Annotated in this window: 15 protein-coding genes and 1 pseudogene; 13 read left to right on the forward strand and 3 right to left on the reverse strand. The window is 57.4% G+C overall.

Annotation, left to right across the window (positions count from 1 at the left end; translation table 11 throughout):
- Positions 1–6: 6 nt before the first annotated feature.
- The gene (locus Q1A51_RS23100) at positions 7–417 is read right to left on the reverse strand and encodes a hypothetical protein (RefSeq protein WP_299606135.1); all 411 of its coding nucleotides are present in this window, start codon (positions 415–417) and stop codon (positions 7–9) included.
- Between the two features lie 15 nt (positions 418–432).
- Positions 433–1,094: pseudogene (locus Q1A51_RS23105) on the reverse strand (type 1 glutamine amidotransferase domain-containing protein).
- A gap of 23 nt (positions 1,095–1,117) precedes the next feature.
- Between Q1A51_RS23105 and Q1A51_RS23110 the strand changes: the two are divergent.
- The 9 genes from Q1A51_RS23110 to Q1A51_RS23150 all read left to right on the forward strand — a co-directional run bounded on the left by Q1A51_RS23110 (position 1,118) and on the right by Q1A51_RS23150 (position 10,991).
- Positions 1,118–1,456, forward strand: coding sequence for a RidA family protein (locus Q1A51_RS23110; protein WP_299606137.1), 339 nt, complete (start codon positions 1,118–1,120; stop codon positions 1,454–1,456).
- Positions 1,457–2,419: 963 nt separating this feature from the next.
- Positions 2,420–3,412 carry a TRAP transporter substrate-binding protein DctP gene (gene dctP / locus Q1A51_RS23115; protein WP_299606139.1) on the forward strand — a complete coding sequence of 331 codons (993 nt, stop codon included), beginning with the start codon at positions 2,420–2,422 and terminating at the stop codon, positions 3,410–3,412.
- A gap of 61 nt (positions 3,413–3,473) precedes the next feature.
- Positions 3,474–4,055: a TRAP transporter small permease gene (locus Q1A51_RS23120; protein WP_299606141.1), complete on the forward strand. Its 582-nt coding sequence runs from the start codon at positions 3,474–3,476 to the stop codon at positions 4,053–4,055.
- Positions 4,052–5,341: a TRAP transporter large permease gene (locus tag Q1A51_RS23125; RefSeq protein WP_299606143.1), complete on the forward strand. Its 1,290-nt coding sequence runs from the start codon at positions 4,052–4,054 to the stop codon at positions 5,339–5,341. The genes Q1A51_RS23120 and Q1A51_RS23125 overlap by 4 nt, the downstream gene beginning before the upstream one ends.
- A 14-nt stretch (positions 5,342–5,355) precedes the next feature.
- Positions 5,356–6,609 carry a sarcosine oxidase subunit beta family protein gene (locus Q1A51_RS23130; RefSeq protein ID WP_299606145.1) on the forward strand — a complete coding sequence of 418 codons (1,254 nt, stop codon included), beginning with the start codon at positions 5,356–5,358 and terminating at the stop codon, positions 6,607–6,609.
- Between the two features lie 13 nt (positions 6,610–6,622).
- Complete coding sequence (locus tag Q1A51_RS23135) at positions 6,623–6,889, forward strand: sarcosine oxidase subunit delta (RefSeq protein ID WP_299606147.1); 267 nt, start codon at positions 6,623–6,625, stop codon at positions 6,887–6,889.
- Entirely contained in the window at positions 6,886–9,675 is a 2,790-nt protein-coding gene (locus Q1A51_RS23140) for an FAD-dependent oxidoreductase (RefSeq protein WP_299606149.1), read from the forward strand. The genes Q1A51_RS23135 and Q1A51_RS23140 overlap by 4 nt, the downstream gene beginning before the upstream one ends.
- Positions 9,676–9,850: 175 nt before the next feature.
- Positions 9,851–10,276 (forward strand): hypothetical protein, encoded by a 426-nt coding sequence (locus tag Q1A51_RS23145; RefSeq protein ID WP_299606152.1) that lies wholly within the window; start codon positions 9,851–9,853, stop codon positions 10,274–10,276.
- Positions 10,209–10,991: a TetR/AcrR family transcriptional regulator gene (locus Q1A51_RS23150; protein WP_299606154.1), complete on the forward strand. Its 783-nt coding sequence runs from the start codon at positions 10,209–10,211 to the stop codon at positions 10,989–10,991. The genes Q1A51_RS23145 and Q1A51_RS23150 overlap by 68 nt, the downstream gene beginning before the upstream one ends.
- Here the strand turns inward: Q1A51_RS23150 and Q1A51_RS23155 are convergent.
- Entirely contained in the window at positions 10,988–11,467 is a 480-nt protein-coding gene (locus Q1A51_RS23155) for an Lrp/AsnC family transcriptional regulator (protein ID WP_299606156.1), read from the reverse strand. The two genes, Q1A51_RS23150 and Q1A51_RS23155, sit on opposite strands and share 4 nt — an antisense overlap.
- Positions 11,468–11,561: 94 nt before the next feature.
- Here Q1A51_RS23155 and Q1A51_RS23160 point away from each other — a divergent pair, with 94 nt between their 5' ends.
- Genes Q1A51_RS23160 through Q1A51_RS23175 form a run of 4 tightly spaced genes read left to right on the forward strand, consistent with a single transcriptional unit; the run spans position 11,562 to position 17,069 of the window.
- Positions 11,562–12,767, forward strand: a complete 1,206-nt coding sequence (locus tag Q1A51_RS23160; protein ID WP_299606158.1) for a methionine gamma-lyase — start codon at positions 11,562–11,564, stop codon at positions 12,765–12,767.
- 30 nt (positions 12,768–12,797) lie between these two features.
- The gene (locus tag Q1A51_RS23165) at positions 12,798–14,114 is read left to right on the forward strand and encodes a PLP-dependent aspartate aminotransferase family protein (RefSeq protein WP_299606160.1); all 1,317 of its coding nucleotides are present in this window, start codon (positions 12,798–12,800) and stop codon (positions 14,112–14,114) included.
- Entirely contained in the window at positions 14,114–14,674 is a 561-nt protein-coding gene (locus Q1A51_RS23170; protein ID WP_299606162.1) for an OsmC family protein, read from the forward strand. The genes Q1A51_RS23165 and Q1A51_RS23170 overlap by 1 nt, the downstream gene beginning before the upstream one ends.
- A gap of 13 nt (positions 14,675–14,687) precedes the next feature.
- Positions 14,688–17,069 carry a 1-deoxy-D-xylulose-5-phosphate synthase N-terminal domain-containing protein gene (locus Q1A51_RS23175; RefSeq protein WP_299606164.1) on the forward strand — a complete coding sequence of 794 codons (2,382 nt, stop codon included), beginning with the start codon at positions 14,688–14,690 and terminating at the stop codon, positions 17,067–17,069.
- Positions 17,070–17,445 lie beyond the last annotated feature (376 nt).

Raw genomic sequence — 17,445 nt, forward strand, 5'->3', positions numbered from 1 at the left:
CATACGTTAAGACCCGAGCTTTTCCTTAAGTGCCAGGCGGCGGGACAAAGCGAGACCGCCCAAGGTCAATGACGCTGACACAAGAACAGAGCCGTGGGCGAGCGGAGTGGACGCATAGCCGCCCACACTCAGCAGTACGAACGGTGGACCGAGCAAGACTGCGACGCTGATGGCCTGTCCGACAGTCATACGCGGGCGCAGCCCATCATGTCGGGCCAACACGATCGCGATCATCACAGGACCGGCCACCAGATAGCGCAACGCGGCAACATCTAACCCGTCTAGCCCCGCCGCCATACCCGCACGAGACAGGGCAAGATAGGCCCCCCAGATGGCGGCAGCACTCAAACCCGCGACGAGCCCAAGCCGTGTACCGGTGGATCTGTGCGCGGCGGTTGGCGACAAGACAAGCGACATCTTTACATCTCCCTCTCAAGCCGCAGCGCCGGAGCGGGTGGCCAGAAGGGCCAGGACCGCTTTGGCACCTGCTTCGGAGGATTGCGGGTTCTGGCCGGTGACAAGGTTGCCGTCCGTGACCGCGTGCTCCGTGAAGTCGGTGGCATTGTCGATTGTCGCGCCAAGGTCGCGCAGCCGGTCTTCGAGCAGGAAGGGCACAACGTCACTGAAATCAACGGCATCCTCCTCTCCATTGGTGAACCCGGTCACCCGGCGGCCAGCCACGAACGGCAGGCCATCCGCCTTGCGTGCGCCGACCAGGGCCGCGGGTCCATGGCATACAGCGCCAATCGGCTTGCCCTCTTCATCGAAGGCCTCGATCAACCCAGCCAGCGTTGTGTCATCCGGGTAGTTCCACATTGGTCCATGCCCTCCTGGGAAGAACACGGCGTCATAATCGCCGGCATCGACGTCTGACAGTTTGAGAGTGTTTGCCAGAGCAGCCTTACTTACGTCGTCCGCCTCAAAGCGGTGGGTGGCATCAGTCTGCCACTCGGGCTCGGCACTTTTGGAGTCGATGGGAGGATGCCCGCCTGCCGGTGAGGCAAGCGTTACATCTGCGCCTGCGTCGGGAAAACGTAGTAAGGGGCAGCGAACTCTTCCAGCCAGAAGCCGGTATTGGTGCCCGTATACCCCAGGGGTCAAGACCGCCAACGGCTTTTTGTACGTCTCAGGCCAGATCCCATACGTGAATGGAGCCATTCCGGATCATGCCAACGATGGCGTGAATGACATTCAGGATCAGTCCAAAATTGTTATGGAGAACCTGAGGGCAGTTCTTGCCGAAGCAGGTTATGACTTTGACGACGCGGTCAGAGCAACCGTTTATATGTCCGACATTTCGCTTTATGGTGGTTTCAATGAGGTCTATGGCACTTACTGGGGCGAGACTGATATGCCACCTTCACGTGCTGCAGTCGCCGTCAAGGAACTGCCAGGTGGTAAGCCCGGTGCGCCAGTCTTGGTTGAAGTTTCGATGGTAGCCTACAAGAGCGAATAGCAGCTAGAGGCAGCTCCGGTTTCACTGCCCCGGCGCTGCCCAAACCCGGAGCTGGATGCGGAATTGGAAATTGGAAGAAGATATGCAGTGCGTGATGCGAAGTTTGGACTAGGCAGATGGTAGTGAACAGCGCACCTGAGTGGTCTATTTGATTGTACGTACATGACGGTGTTCCTGTCCGTCGTCGACCTCACATCGCTCGTCATATACTGGCTGTGAGTCCCGTCCCTAAAATTGCATAGCAGCGTTGTCGAAACCGCGCTTCTAAAGGGCAGGATTTTGGTCTAGTTGCCGCTTAGAACCAACCTGAACCTGTGAGTATGGCAAGATGAACAGCACGTTCAAAATTGTAAGAGATGCATCCCTTCTCATTGCGGTCACAGTCCTCGCCGTTGCGGGGAACGTGGCGCTGTTGATGATGTAAAGCTGAGCTGAATACGTTGCCCATTGGCCTCGTTCCACCAACGCGGTCGCGATGTGCGCATGCAGAGAACCGCGCCAAAAACTGGTGCGGTTTTTTTTACATTTGATTACAGCCGCTACTCTTGCCTTGGACCCGCGTCAGTCGACATCCGTGGCGTTTCAAACGAGCGATGGCAAACCTCAGTCCGCCCTTAAAACTGCTCTGCAGCGCGCTCCTTCCGCCGCGCCGATGACAGCCGAACGCACCCGATTCTTCACGCTATCTGATGGTTTTCCAAACCCGCAAAAGATTAAGTTTTCGGGAAAGCCAGCGCCTCTGATTTCGTCGGTTCAAAAATGTGAGCATCAAGAAATCATATTAGAAACAATGCATTGAAGCGCTCTTGGGTGACACAATTACGCCCGAAATCCACTCCTGCTCAGCAACGCAAAACATTCTCTTGCCAGCTGATAAATTAGCACCCTATGGTTATCCGTAGGGTAACCTATGTTAAAGAGTTGCCGCCAGCTCACCAACTCAAAAACCAACAGGAGGACAAAATGTCATTCAACACTCGCCTCACCATGATGACTGCGGCAGTCGCATTGATCACATCCACTGCAGCGGCGCAGGATGTACGCTTGCGCATTGCCGGGACTGTGCCGGCAGAGCATTTCGGAAACGCTGTTCTGGAACAAATGGCCCAGGACATGGAGGATGCAGATGTTGGCCTGAAAGTGAAATACTTCCCTGCTGGTCAACTTGGTTCGGGCGAGGAACTTCTGGAGAGCGCGATCAGGGGCAATGTGGATATGGTCCATGCCACGGTCTATGCACAAAAGGATCCACGGCTGGAAATCAACAGCCTGCCTTTCCTTGTGACGACGAAAGAAGAGTTAGACGCGGTCTACGGTGACCCGAACTCTGAGTACAACAAGATCCTAGAAGAGATCCTGACATCCTTTGGCATCCAGCCTCTGGGTACAATAGGCGAAGGCCTGATTGGCATGATTGCCACCGAACGTCCGGAAAACCCGACTGCAATCGACAATCAGGGCATGAACGTGCGTGCCTGGTCCTCGCAGATCGCAAAACAAACAATGGAAGAGCTGGGGTATCAGGTCACGACACTGAACTGGGCCGAAGTGTTTCCGGCAGTACAGGCTGGCACCATTGATGGTGCGATCTGCTGCACGCCCGAATGGGCCTACACAACCTTTGCAGCAAGTGATGTTGGCAACACCTATGTACCTTACAATGCCTTCATCGAAAGCACGATGATTTACGCCAACCAGGACTTCTACAACGAGTTGAATGACGAACAGCGCGCTGTCGTTGACAAGGAGACGGCAGAAGCGGCGGCTGAGATCAGCCAGCTGGCCTGGGAGCGCAGCCAAGGCTTCGTTGATCAGCTCAAGGATGCAAATTGGGAAGTTGTCGAGTTCACACAAGATGAGCGCGACGCCATCAAAGCACACATTCAGACCACTGTCTGGCCGAACGTCGCCGATGTCGTCGGCCAAGATATCCTGGACCGCCTGACCGCGAACTGAACCCTTGCGAAGTGGGTCATCTCTCCCCGGCCCACTTCGCCCAATTGGAGGTGCACACGTGGTGGAACTCGCTGATCAACTTCCCCCTAGGCTGGGAGCCACGGTCAGGCGGCTGCTGAAACTCAAGTCAGCCTTCCTGATCATTTCAACTTTCATCCTCGCACTGACTTTCTTTCTAGTCGTATTGCTCAGATACGTCCTTCAGAGTGATCTGTTTGCTTATGAAGAGTGGCTGATGCCGATGTGCTTCTGGCTATTCTTCCTAGGCAGCGCAGTTGGCACCTACGAAGACAGCCAGATCAAGGCTGACATTCTGGAAAGCTGGTTCAAGAACCCTGTTTTCATCTGGTGGCGGCGCACAATTCTAACGTCGGTCGAGCTGTTGGTAACTGTATTCCTGGTCTACTGGGCAGCTTTGATGCTACGGGATGAGATCGCATCATACCCGCAATGGCAGACGACCATTGCTTTGCGCATTCCGTTCTTTGTGCCGCGGTTTGGCATATTTGCCGGCTTTGTTTTCATGGCCCTCTACAGTGCACTGCACCTCTACGTCCTGTTGCGACTGGGGACTGAAGGCGTAGTGCAACGCATGGCCCCTGAGGACCTTTCGCCCACATCCGAAAGGGAACAGGCACAATGATTATCGGAATTTCTGTTCTCCTCATTTGCGTTTTGCTCTTTGCAGGCGTTGCGGTCCCTATCGCATTCGGTGGCGTGTTGTTATTTCTCGCCTACACAGGCGGGCATGACGTGTCGGGGTTCATGCCCACCGGTCACTGGAAGATGAACACCGTTGTGATCCTCGTGATACCGCTGTTCATCCTTGCAGGTGACATCATGAAAAACGGCCGCATTGCGTCACCCATTGTGGATCTGGCCGAGATGCTCTTGGGGCGCATTCGTGGTGGACTATCCGGCGCGTCCGTCGTTGCAAGCGCGATGTTCGGAGCGATCTCGGGCAGCGGGGCGGCAACACTGACCTGCATCGGTTCGGTGATGATGCCGCATCTGCGCAAGGCTAACTATCCAGACGGTTTCTCGGCCGCATTGTTGGTTGCGGCAAGTCCCCTCGGCCTACTGATCCCGCCAAGTTCGGCGCAGCTTATCTATGCTTGGATTACGCAGCAATCGGTCCTGAAATGCTTTCTCGCTACCGTGGTGCCGGGCATCATCGTCGCGTCCCTGCTGGTGATCATCAACCTGATCATGATGCGCAAGCAAACCGACATCATCTTACTCGAGGACAAGGAACAGTTCGTGCGCGCCTTCAGCCGCAAGACTTTCATCGCCATGCCAGCCTTGATGATGCCAGTCATCATCCTCGGTGGCATATACGGCGGGATCATGACCCCGACCGAAGCAGCAGGTGTCGCCGTCCTTTACGCGATTCCGATTGGCTTCTTCGTCTACCGGGGCCTGACATGGAACGTGTTCTTGGACACGCTCAAGGAATCCGGTGTCACCATTGGCGTCGTCATGGTGATGATTTTTATGGTGCTGATCGTCAGCCGCTTCCTGATCTTCGAAGACATACCCGGCATGGCCGAAGAGTTGATCTTCTCAATCTCCGACAACCCGATTGTCGTGTTGCTGATGATCAACCTGACAATGATCCTGATCGGCATGATCATGGATGATTTCAGCGGCCTGATCCTCAGCGCGACATTGCTCTTGCCCATTGCCAAAAGCGTGGGCATCGACCCGATCCACTTTGCCGCCATTCTGGGGGTCAACTTGGGCATGGGCAACATCACGCCACCCACGGCACCGCTGTTGTTCCTGGGTGCACGCGTGACCGGAGCACCGGTCGAACGCATGTTGTGGCCGACCATGATCTTTATCCTGTTCGCCTGGATGCCCACACTGGCGCTGACCACGTTCATCCCCGAAGTGGCACTCTGGTTGCCTGAACTGTTGCTTGGTTAACGAGGGGTGCGAAGATGACACGTCACTTTTCTGCATTTGGTGTTTTTCGAGAAGGCCTGCGGGGGCACAAAGGCTGGGCGCCCATGTGGCGTAGCCCGGCCCCCAAGCTGAAATATGACGTCGTGATCGTTGGCGGTGGTGGCCACGGGCTCGCCACTGCCTACTACCTTGCCAAGAACCATGGCATGTCTCGCATCGCTGTTGTTGAAAAGGGCTGGTTGGGCGGCGGGAACACAGGCCGCAACACCACCGTCATTCGGTCGAACTACTTTTATCCCGAAAGCACCGCGCTCTACGATCTTTCGGTGCGCCTATATGAGGGGCTGTCGCGCGATATCAACTACAATGTCATGTTCTCGCAGCGCGGCATGATGGTGCTGTCCCATTCCGAGTCCGAGATGGAGATCGCGGCACGCACCGTGAACGCGATGAAGCTGAATGGTGCAGATGCCGAGCTGCTGGACGCAAGGGACGTACAGAAAAAAGCCCCCATCCTGAATTATCGCGATGACGCGCGTTACCCGATCCATGGCGCAATCTGGCAAGGTCGCGGTGGCACAGGTCGCCATGACGCGGTGGCGTGGGGCTATGCGCGCGCAGCGGACCGGTTGGGCGTGGACATTATCCAGAATTGCGAAGTCACCGGTTTCCTGATCGAGGGTGGCACCTGCAAGGGTGTCGAGACAACGCAGGGTGTGATCCGCGCGGGCCGCGTCGGTGTTGCGACCGCCGGGCATTCCTCGGTGCTCGCACAGATGGGGGGATACAAGCTGCCGCTGCATTCCTACGCACTGCAGGCATTCGTGACGGAGGCGATCAAGCCAGTGATGGATACGGTCGCCTTTTCCCCCATGACAGGCAGCTATTTCAGCCAATCCGACAAGGGCGGCCTGGTGATCGGGGGCGGGCTTGACCGCATTCCGTCATATGCCCAACGCGGCAACACCCCAGAGCAGGAAAACGTGCTGTCGGGCATCATCGACATGGCCCCGGCATTGGCCAAGGTCAAACTGCTGCGCCACTGGGCCGGGATCGTGGACGTCAGTCCTGACAGCTCACCACTGATCGGGCCCTCCGGCACAGATGGCATCTTCGTCAACTGCGGTTGGGGAACGGGTGGTTTCAAGGCCATCCCGGCCGGTGGCTATCTATTCGCTCATCTTCTGGCCAACGGGGCGCACCATGAGATCAGCCGGCCCTTCGACCTCAATCGCTTCGGCACCGGCGCCTTGATCGACGAAGCAGCCGGGTCTGGCATCGCACACTGAAAAAGAGAGGTTCATGCAACAGTTTCCCTGTCCTTTTTGCGGCCTGCGTGACGAACGGGAATTTCATTTCTCGGGCGAAGCGGGAAATATCCGGCCCGATACCACGCAGCCTGTCAGTGACGCAGATTGGCGCGACTACCTTTACACGCACGAAAACCCCAAGGGCGTTTCGCGCGAAATCTGGGTGCATACCACCTGCCAGGAATACTTTATGATGGAGCGGGACACGGTGACCATGGCCGTGATCGGCACACAGCAGATGCGCAGGGACACTGCATGACCGGGTGCCGCGTTGAACAAGGTGGGCTGATCGACCGGACCCGCGCCCTGTCGTTCAGTTTTGACGGCATGACGTATCAAGGGTTTGAAGGGGACACTATCGCCTCGGCCCTATTGGCTGCTGGCGTGCGCATTTTCGGTCGCAGCTTCAAGTATCACCGGCCTCGCGGCCTTTGGGGCGCATGGTTCGATGATCCTAACGCTATCGTCAACATCCGCCTGGGCGGCATAGACTATCCCAATTGCCAAGCTGCCACGACATGCCTGACAGAGGGTATGCAGGTGCGCGCCGTCAACGCATGGCCAGATGCCTGCCGAGATGTGAAGGGTGTGCTGGACCTCGCACACCGTTTCCTGCCTGCCGGGTTTTACTACAAGATGTTCATGTGGCCCGACTGGCACTTGTTCGAACCGACCATTCGGAAGATGGCAGGATTTGGTATTCTGAGCCCGGATGTGCAAGACGGGTTCCAATCGGCGATCCTGCATGATCATTGCGACACCCTGGTGATCGGCGGTGGTGTCGCAGGGTTGACGGCGGCGCGCGCCGCGGCAGAGGCGGGGAGATCCGTTTTGCTGGTCGATGACCATCCGGCACCGGGCGGGAGTTTGTATTGCAACCAACATGGGAATGACAGTCAGCTTTGGGTCAAAGCGCAAATTGCTGCAATCAGGACAGCTGGCGGACGTATCCTGTGCAATACGACCGCAGTCGGGGTCTACGACCACCAATTCGTTTCGGTCGCGACCGACAGGGGGATGGGACATGCACCAATTGTCCGCAAATTGCGCCCAGCGAGGATCATTTTGGCCACTGGAGCGATCGATCGCCCCGTCACCTTTGCCAACAACGATCGTCCCGGTGTCATGTCGCTTGGGGCGGCAACGGAGTTCCTCGGGCGTTACGGCGTGTTGGCGGGGCAAGAAATCGTCGTTCTCAGCAACCGACCTGAGACATACACAGCTATAGAAGATCTGCGCGCTGCCGGGGCCGCGGTGACGCGTTTCGACCCGACCAGCGCAGCAACCGCAATAGGTGGGCGCGTGGTCAAAGCTATAAGGTTAGACGGTCGGACATATGCTTGCGACACGATCCTGACTTCGGCGGGCCTGACACCGTTGATCCATCTATGGCGACACGCGGGCGGCAAGTTGGAATGGGACAACGGGCGGCAGACCTTCGTGCCAGCGGATGGACCGGACTGGATGCGTGTTGTGGGGGCGGCGAATGGCACCTTTTCTCAGGAGGTCGCGATGACCGAAGCGCGTCATGCGGCACTCGACCAACCGGCCCCGACACGTGGTGTTTATCACCTTCCACCCTCACTGGCCGATCCAACGGCCAGTGGGCGCCAATGGATTGACTTGCAACATGACGTGACACTCAAGGATGTGGCGTTGGCGCATCGCGAAAACATGGTCTCGGTTGAACATCTGAAGCGCTACACGACGCTTGGCATGGCTGGCGATCAAGGCAAGACATCAAACATTTCCGGTCTTTCCGCCATGGCGCATCTCAAGGGGGAAACCATCCCGGAAACAGGCACAACGACATTTCGCCCACCATTCGTGCCAATCCCGCTTGAAGCCTATAGGGGCGCGCGACGTGATCGGCAAATGGCACCGCTCAAGCGCCTTACACTGGAGCCCGAGCACCGCGCGCTGGACGCGGCCCTTGGTGAATACGGTGGCTGGCTGCGCCCTGCCTGGTACGGTGGAGATGGCGAGCGTGCAGCCGTTGAGCGGGAATGCCGCATGGCACGTGAGGCCGCTGCCATCATGGACGCTTCGGCCCTTGGCGCGATCGAAGTGATCGGGCCGGACGCCCGCACATTCGTCAATTTCATCTACTACAACACCATGTCGAACCTGAAATCCGGGCGCATTCGTTATGGATTCATGCTGACCGAAGCCGGACTGGTTTTCGATGACGGTGTTTTGGCCTGTATCAATGATAACCGGTTCGTCATTTCGTGCTCATCGTCTCACGCGGATGCAGTGATGGCGCATCTGGAACATTGGCGGCAGGACAGGTTCGATCCGATGCGAGTTCACATTCACGACATCACACAAAACTGGTCGACCGTCACTATTGCGGGCCCAAAGGCCAAGGCCATCGTAGCCGGACTTGGTGTCTTAGACAGTTTGGACGATTTTCCGCACATGTCGCTGCGCCTTTGCACCTTCGAAGGTGCTCCGGCCCGCGTTGCACGAGTCAGTTTTACCGGTGACACCAGTTTCGAAGTTTCTGTCCAAAACATATCCGCATCAGCCTTGTGGAACAAAGCCGTCGCTATCGGTGCGCCGCTGGGTGCCGGACCCGTGGGCGCCGAGGCGCTGACGGTCCTGAGAGCCGAAAAGGGTTATATCCTGGCGGGTAAAGATACAGACGGTGAAACCATGCCGCATGACTTGGGCTTTGCCGCGCCACGCTTGCGCAAGACCGCTGCATTTGTGGGTGATCGGAGCTTGCATTCTGACACGGCCAACCGGGCAGATCGCAAGTCTCTTGTCGGCCTTACAGTTGGTCCCTTAGAGGATCCGTTGCCAATCGGTGCACATGTCGTCGAAACCTCTGGCAGTGACGGCGGCGTCAAATCCATTGGCTATATCACATCCAGCTATCACAGCCCGACACTGGGACAGCCTGTGGCGCTCGCCCTTGTCAGCGGTGGAGCGGAGGCGATGGGAAAACGTGTGGATATCTGGCACATGGGACAGACCCGTTTTGCTGCGATTGCATCCCCTTGCGCCTTTGACCCGGAAGGAGCGCGTATCGATGCGTGACGATCGCAACAAATGGCCGCCGGTCAGAAATGGGGAGCGTGAGCCCCTTATCGGTTGCGGTGTGCAGGCGCACAGGATTCAAGTCCAACGTCAGACCGTTTTGAGCGGCGCCTTGGACAATTGCCTGCAGTTGATCAATGCAACATCTGCAGTCGCGGGTGGAGAGGATCAAGCAGTGAGCAACACATACGCCCTTCGGCAGCGCCGTGACCGCGTGCTGGCTGTCAATGGGCCAGCGCTTGAGGATGGATGGCACGCGACACATGGAGTTGCCGTGTCGGACATGTCGTCGGCCTATGCCCTAATTGAACTCTCAGGGGAAAATGCGGTGCACGTAATTGCAACAGGCACAGAGTTTGTCCCTGATCAGCTCTCGGCCTCTGTTTCGCGGTTGTGGCACGGTTTCGGCAACCTGCTGTATCGTCATGGACCAGATGACGCTTATCGTATGCATGTCAGATCAGCGCAGTTTGAAGCCGTGTGGGAGATGTTGGGCCGTCAGATGACGGCCCTGCGTGGCGTCATTCCGGAACATGCGGCGACTGATCAACTGGCGCTCGCAGGTGACGATGCTATTTTGCCATACAACAAAGCCATCTAAAGGAGAGGCACCTGTGTTGGAAACCTTGAGCACCAAAAAAAGAGCTCCAAAGTCAGGGTCGATTTCCGCTCAGGATTGGATTGATGCCTCACGCGCGGTTCTCATCAAGCGTGGCATTTCTGCGGTGAAGGTTGAGCCGTTGGCAAAGCAACTTGGGGTGACGCCGGGGAGCTTCTACTGGCACTTCAAGAACCGGGACGCGCTCTACCGAGCGTTATTGAAAGACTGGTTGGCCACAAATGTTCGGCCCTTTTTCGAAGCGTTGGATGACGCCGCTGATGAACCACGTGCACAGTACCTCGCACTTGCATATGTGTGGGTATTGGACCCGCAATTCGATGCCCCTTTGGATGTTGCAATCCGCGAGTGGGGCAAAACGTCAAAGCTGGCCGCGCGCACTATGCGCTTTGTCGATCACAAGAGGATCTCTCTATATCAATGGGTGTTCGAAGGTTTCGGGCATGACGGTCTTTCAGCCTTAGTCAGGGCTCGCACGATGTATTTCCATCAGATCGGGTATTACGCGATGCGTGTGCAGGAAGATCCGGAAAGGCGTCTGCTGCAAATCCCACACTACGCCGAAATAATTGCTGGGGACACGTGGCTGAGAGACCTGAAATCAGCCGAAGATATCAAGTCTGCCCTCGTGAACTATCCGCGGCGGGAAACGCTGGCCGATCGCATCGCGCGCGGACGGGTATCAGGTCGACGCTAGCCAGGAACATCCGGAAAGACGTGGGCCTGCTTGACCACGCCGTAGACAAAGCTGGTGTCGATTGAGTTGATGCATCCGATCTCATGCAAACGCTTGCGGACGAAACGCTCGTAATCCTCCAGGTCTTCCGCAACGACGCGCAAAAGGTAATCTGCTGCGCCGGTCATGACATAGCACTCCAGCACCTCGGGGATTCTGCGCACTTCATCTTCGAACTGCGCAACTATGTCGCCGGTATGCCCATTGAGTGTAACACGTACGAACACCGTCACAGGCAACCCATATGCCTTTGCATCGACATCCACACTGTACCCCCGGATCACCCCCTTTTGCTCGAGGTTCCTCAGCCGCCGCAGGCAGGGTGACGGGGACAAATTGACCGCCTCCGCCAAGTCAAGATTCGTCATCCTGCCATTCCTTTGCAGGGCCTGAATTATCTTACGATCCGTTAGGTCTATTTTTGGAATTTTTGGCATTATTTGCTAATATCATGTCTACTTAGGGTCAAAATAGCAACCTAATGCTGGATGATCCACCCTAATATCCTTGTATTCTGCAGGGGTATCTACGATGAAAACCAAATCAGCCGGCTTTTCAACACGCGCGATCCACCACGGATATGATGCAGCCACGCATCAGGGGGCGCTGAACCCCCCATTGTACCTGACATCGACTTTCACCTTCGAAACCGCGGAAGCAGGTGGCGCAATGTTCGCGGGCGAACAGGCCGGACATTTCTACAGCCGCATCTCGAACCCCACTCTCGAACAGTTGGAAGACCGTATTGCCAATCTCGAAGGTGCGGCGGCCGGGTTGGCAACGGCGTCTGGCATGGGAGCGATCACGTCGGTTTTCTGGACCTTCGTCGCGGCAGGCGATGAAGTGATCATCGACAAGACGCTCTATGGTTGCACCTTTGCCTTCCTCAGCCACGGGCTGACCAAGTTTGACGTCAAGGTCACTCCCGTCGACATCAGCAACCCGGCCAACCTTGAGGCCGTGCTGACGCCCCGCACCAAGGTCGTCTATTTCGAAACCCCAGCAAATCCAAACAACCGGCTGGTAGACATCGCCGCCGTGTCGAAGCTGGCGCGTAGTGTCGGGGCCAAGGTGGTCGTCGACAACACCTATGCCACGCCCGTGGTGACCCGCCCGTTGGAACATGGCGCGGACATCGTGCTGCATTCGGCCACCAAATATCTGGGAGGTCATGGCGATCTGGTGGCTGGGCTGGTGGCAGGTTCGACCGAGGATATCAAACAGGTCCGTCTGGTGGGCCTCAAGGATATGACCGGCGCGGTCATGTCACCTTTTACTGCGATGCTTGTCCTGCGCGGGCTCAAAACTCTGGAACTAAGGGTCGAACGTCATTCTCAATCCGCGATGAAGGTCGCGCAAGCGCTCGAAAGCCACCCGGCGGTTGCGCGCGTGCACTACCCAGGCCTTGACAGCTTTCCTCAGGCAGAGCTGGCCAAGCGTCAGATGGCGCAATCCGGCGGCATGATCCCGTTCGAGGTCGCGGGCGGAAAACAAGGCGGCATGACCATGATGAACCGACTGAAGTTGATCCAACGTGCGGTCAGCCTGGGCGACGCGGAAAGCCTGATCCAGCACCCGGCCAGTATGACCCATTCCACGTACACGCCCGAAGAACGCGCCGAACACGGCATTGCCGAAGGGCTCGTGCGTCTGTCCGTCGGTCTGGAGACGGTCGATGATATCATTGACGATCTGATGACCGCTTTGTCCCAACACAACGCCATTGCCGCGGAATGACATCCGCACGCTCCGACCGGAGACATATCCATGACCAAGAAACCTCTATTCGGTGACACCACCAGCCAAGCCGCTACGCGCAATCCGGGCATGTGGATCAATGAGTTGGATCGCAACCGCCGCTCTGGCCCTTTCCTGAGCGCGCATCCGATGGACGGTATGGGCATGTCGACCAAGGCGGTGCATGCGGGCACCCATGACGACCCGCGCACCGGCGCGGTGGGCACGCCGATCTACCAGACGTCGACCTTCATCCTGCACGAGGAAACCTATGGGTCGATCGAAGAAGGCTTCGGGCGCGACCGATTCATCTACACCCGCTATGGCAACCCGTCGCAATGGGCTGTGCAGGAAAAGCTCGCGACACTCGAAGGAGCAGAAAGCGCCATTGTATTCAGCTCGGGTATGGCGGCGATCACCGCCGCGGTGATGGCGCTGGTAGATAAGGGCGCGCATGTGGTGGCCGCCAGTGACCTTTATGGCGGTACGTACAATCTCTTCAACCAGGAGTTTCCATCGCTCGGCATGTCCGCCACGCTTGTGGACAGCTATGACCTCGAAGCGATCGAGGCAGCGATCCAGCCCAACACCCAGATACTTTACTTCGAAGTGATCACCAATCCGGTGCTTAAAGTCGTCGATATCCCCGCTCTTGTGGATATCGCCAAGCGTCACAATTTGCGTCTGATTGTCGATAGCACCTTTGCCCCGCCGCCGGTGATGAAACCTCTGGAACTCGGGGTGGATCTGGTGGTGCACTCGGCTTCCAAATACCTCAACGGGCACTCCGACCTGATCGCTGGCGTTGTCTGCGGGTCGCGTAAGTTGGTCGATATGGTCTGGCCCCGCCTGTTGAACTACGGCGGCTCGCTGGACCCGCATGCCTGTTTCCTGCTGGAGCGGGGGCTGAAGACGCTCGACATCCGCATGAAGGCGCACGAGGCAAGCGCGACGGCGCTGGCCACGTTCCTGGAAACGCACCCGGCCGTGGAAAACGTCCTGTATCCCATGCTGCCCAGCCACCCCGACCACGCCCGTGTCAAGGAACTGATGAAGATGGGCACCGGCAGTGTGACCTTCTTTGTCAAAGGTGGGGACCAGGCGGCGCTGGCACTGCTTGACCATCTCAAGCTGCCGAAACAGGCCACCAGCCTTGGCGGGATCGAAAGCCTGATCAGCCTTCCATTCAATTCGTCACAGGCCACAATGACAGCGCGCCAACGCGCCGAGATCGGCATTCACCCGGGCTGCGTCCGCCTGTCGGTGGGTATCGAGGATGCCGACGACCTGATTGCTGATTTTGACCAAGCTCTCAACGCCATCTCCGCTATGAAAGGTGCTGCATAATGCGCAACTCTATCCCCACCGCCGCCCTGAGTGAATTTGTCAACGAAGTTGCCGGTGATCCCGAAGAGGGTCTGATGAGCTATGGGATCGAGATCGATTGGGAAAGCGGAACCCGCGCCCGGACCTCGACCAAGCCGATGCTTGTGGGCCCGCATAAGATCAGCCGCTCCTTCACATGGAAAGCGGACGAGCCGCGGCAACTGATGGGAAACAATCATGGACCCAACCCGCAGGAACTGCTGCTTTCGGGCCTTGGGTCCTGCATGATGGTGGCCTTTGTCACCGGGGCCACGGCGGAGGGCATCCAGCTTGAATCGGTTAAAATCGACTTTGACGGCACCCTTGATCTGCGCGGTTTCATGGGACTTGCCTCCAACGCGCCCGTGGGCTTCCCCGAGATCAACTACACGATCTACGTGACCGGTGACGGCACACCCGAGCAGTTCGAAGAGCTGCACAAGAAAGCAGTCAAGCACAGTCCCAACGCGCAAACGATCATGACCCCGGTATCGCTGACCGGCGATATCGTGACCACACAAATCGAAGATCAACACCGCTGACCGGAGACGCACCATGACGACCGAGCTCGCCCATCTCAAGACCGTCGAGCAACTGCTGCTGTGGCATTCGCATTGGATGATCCACCACGCGAACCATATCCGCCCCAAGGTTGACGGGATCAAGATTGGCGGGCACCAAGCCAGTTCGGCATCGATGGTGTCGATCATGACTGCGCTCTATTTCTCGGCGCTGAAGCCACAGGACCGGGTCGCCGTCAAACCGCACGCCTCTCCAGTGTTTCACGCAGCACAATATCTGATGGGCAACCAGACACGCGAAAAGATGGAAGATTTCCGCGGCCTTGGCGGGGTGCAAAGCTATCCAAGCCGGACCAAGGACATCGATGATGTCGATTTCTCAACCGGCTCTGTGGGACTAGGGGTTGCGATCACCTCGTTTGCATCGATCATTCAGGACTATATCGCGACCAAATCTTGGGGCACGGGCGCGCCGATGGGACGCATGGTGGCTTTGGTCGGTGATGCCGAACTAGACGAAGGCAACATTTACGAGGCACTGCAGGAAGGGTGGAAAAACGACCTGCGCAACACGTGGTGGATCATCGATTACAACCGCCAATCGCTCGACGGAATCGTGCGCGAAGGGCTATTCGAACGTATCGAGAAGATATTTGACGCCTTTGGTTGGGACGTTGTGCGCATCAAACACGGTGCCCTGCAACGGGCGGCGTTCGAAGAACAGGGTGGTGACAAACTGCGTGACTGGATCGACACCTGCCCGAACCAGGAATACTCGGCGCTCACATTCATGGGGGGTGCAGTCTGGCGCAAGCGGTTGATGGATGATCTGGGGGATCAGGGCGCGGTCTCGGCTCTTATCGACCGGCGCAGCGATGACGAGTTGGCGGCCCTGATGGAGAACTTGGGCGGCAACTGCGTGCAGACGATGGCCGATACATTCGCCTCCATCGATCATGACCGTCCCACCTGTTTTCTTGCTTACACAATCAAGGGCTGGGGTACGCCGATTGCGGGCCACAAGGACAACCATGGCGGCCTGATGAACAAGGCCCAATTTGCTGAATGGCAAAAGCATATGGGTGTGCCCAAGGGGCAGGAGTGGGACCGTTTCGCAGGCGTCGAAGACGTTACGGGTCTCGAAGGCTTCTTGAAACGCGTAGCCTTCTTTGCCGAGGGGCCGCGCCGTTTTACCGACGCCAAGGTGCCGGTGCCTGCGGTCAATTTCAGCACCGACCGTGAAATCTCGACCCAGGCCGCGTTCGGTAAAATCCTGGATGATCTGTCCAAGGGTGACAGCGATCTCGCCGCGCGGATTGTGACCACCTCACCGGATGTAACAGGCACCACGGGTCTGGCGTCTTGGGTAAACCGGCGCAAGCTTTTTGCACGGTCCGAACAGGCGGATGCCTTTATCGAACATCGCATTCCATCCACGGCAAAATGGGCCTTTACCCCTGAAGGGCAGCATATCGAACTGGGCATTGCAGAGATGAACCTGTTCCTGCTTCTCGGCGCGGCCGGCCTGTCCCATTCGCTCTTTGGCAAGCGGTTGCTGCCCATCGGCACGGTTTATGACCCGTTCGTCTGCCGGGGCCTCGATGCGCTGAACTACGCCTGCTATCAAGATGCACGGTTCATGATCGTGGGCACGCCATCGGGTGTCACGCTCGCCCCCGAAGGCGGCGCGCACCAGTCCATCGGCACCCCTCTCATCGGGATAAGCCAGGACGGCTTGGCTGCTTTCGAACCCGCATTTGCGGATGAGCTGGCGGTGATCATGGAGTGGGCCTTCGACTACATGCAGCGCGATGGCGAGGGTGATCCCGATGAGCGTACCTGGTTGAGGGATGAAACCGGGGGCAGCGTTTATCTCCGCCTGACCACGAACCCAATCGAACAACCGGGCAAACGTCGCGATGACGCATTTCGCCAAGGAGCCATCGATGGGGCATATTGGTTGCGGGAACCGGGACCGAATTGCGATGTGGTGATCGCTTATCAAGGCGCTGCGGCCACCGAAGCTATACGTGCCGCTGGTATTATTGGCGAAGGCCGTCGCGATGTGGGCGTATTGGCGGTGACGTCCGCCGATAGGCTCAACGCGGGCTGGACCGCAGCTCAACGGGCACGGTCCCGCGGCGCCAAACACGCGCAATCGCATATCGAGACGCTGATGCAGGCGTTGCCGCCACATTGCAAGATTGTCACCACCATCGACGGCCATCCCGCAACACTGGCCTGGCTAGGGGGCGTGAAAGGACACCAGACCATCTCTCTTGGGGTAGAGCATTTCGGACAAACCGGGACGATCGGCGATCTATATCGGCATCACGGGCTTGATGCCGCGTCGATTGTCAAAAAGGTGAAAGGATTGACTGATGGACGTTGCATTCGACTGCCGGTTTCCATGTGAATGGCTCATATGTCAGCATCGCGCGCCCAAGACCGTGATACTCAAAACTCTGTCCTTCGATGGCATGTAACACTGGCTAGAGCTACGTAAATGGCACATTTACACACGGTCAGAAAAACGAAATGTTGGTGTGAAGGTGGATAGCTATGCGTGGATGGTACTACCAAGTTTTCAGAAACTAGTTTTTTAAGGTTGAAAATACTAAAAAAATCGGTCGACGAAACCAACGCCTTGAATATGCTTTTCTGTTGCTCGCGCGGCGAATCCGGATCACCCAACACGAAAATACCCACCTCAGAAAAGCTGCTCATCGTTCTTCGGACATGTCATTTGTAGAGCTTCTTGCAGGCCTTGACGGTCATCTTGCGGTGCTTGA

The sequence above is a fragment of the uncultured Tateyamaria sp. genome (assembly GCF_947496075.1).
Lineage (GTDB): Bacteria > Pseudomonadota > Alphaproteobacteria > Rhodobacterales > Rhodobacteraceae > Tateyamaria.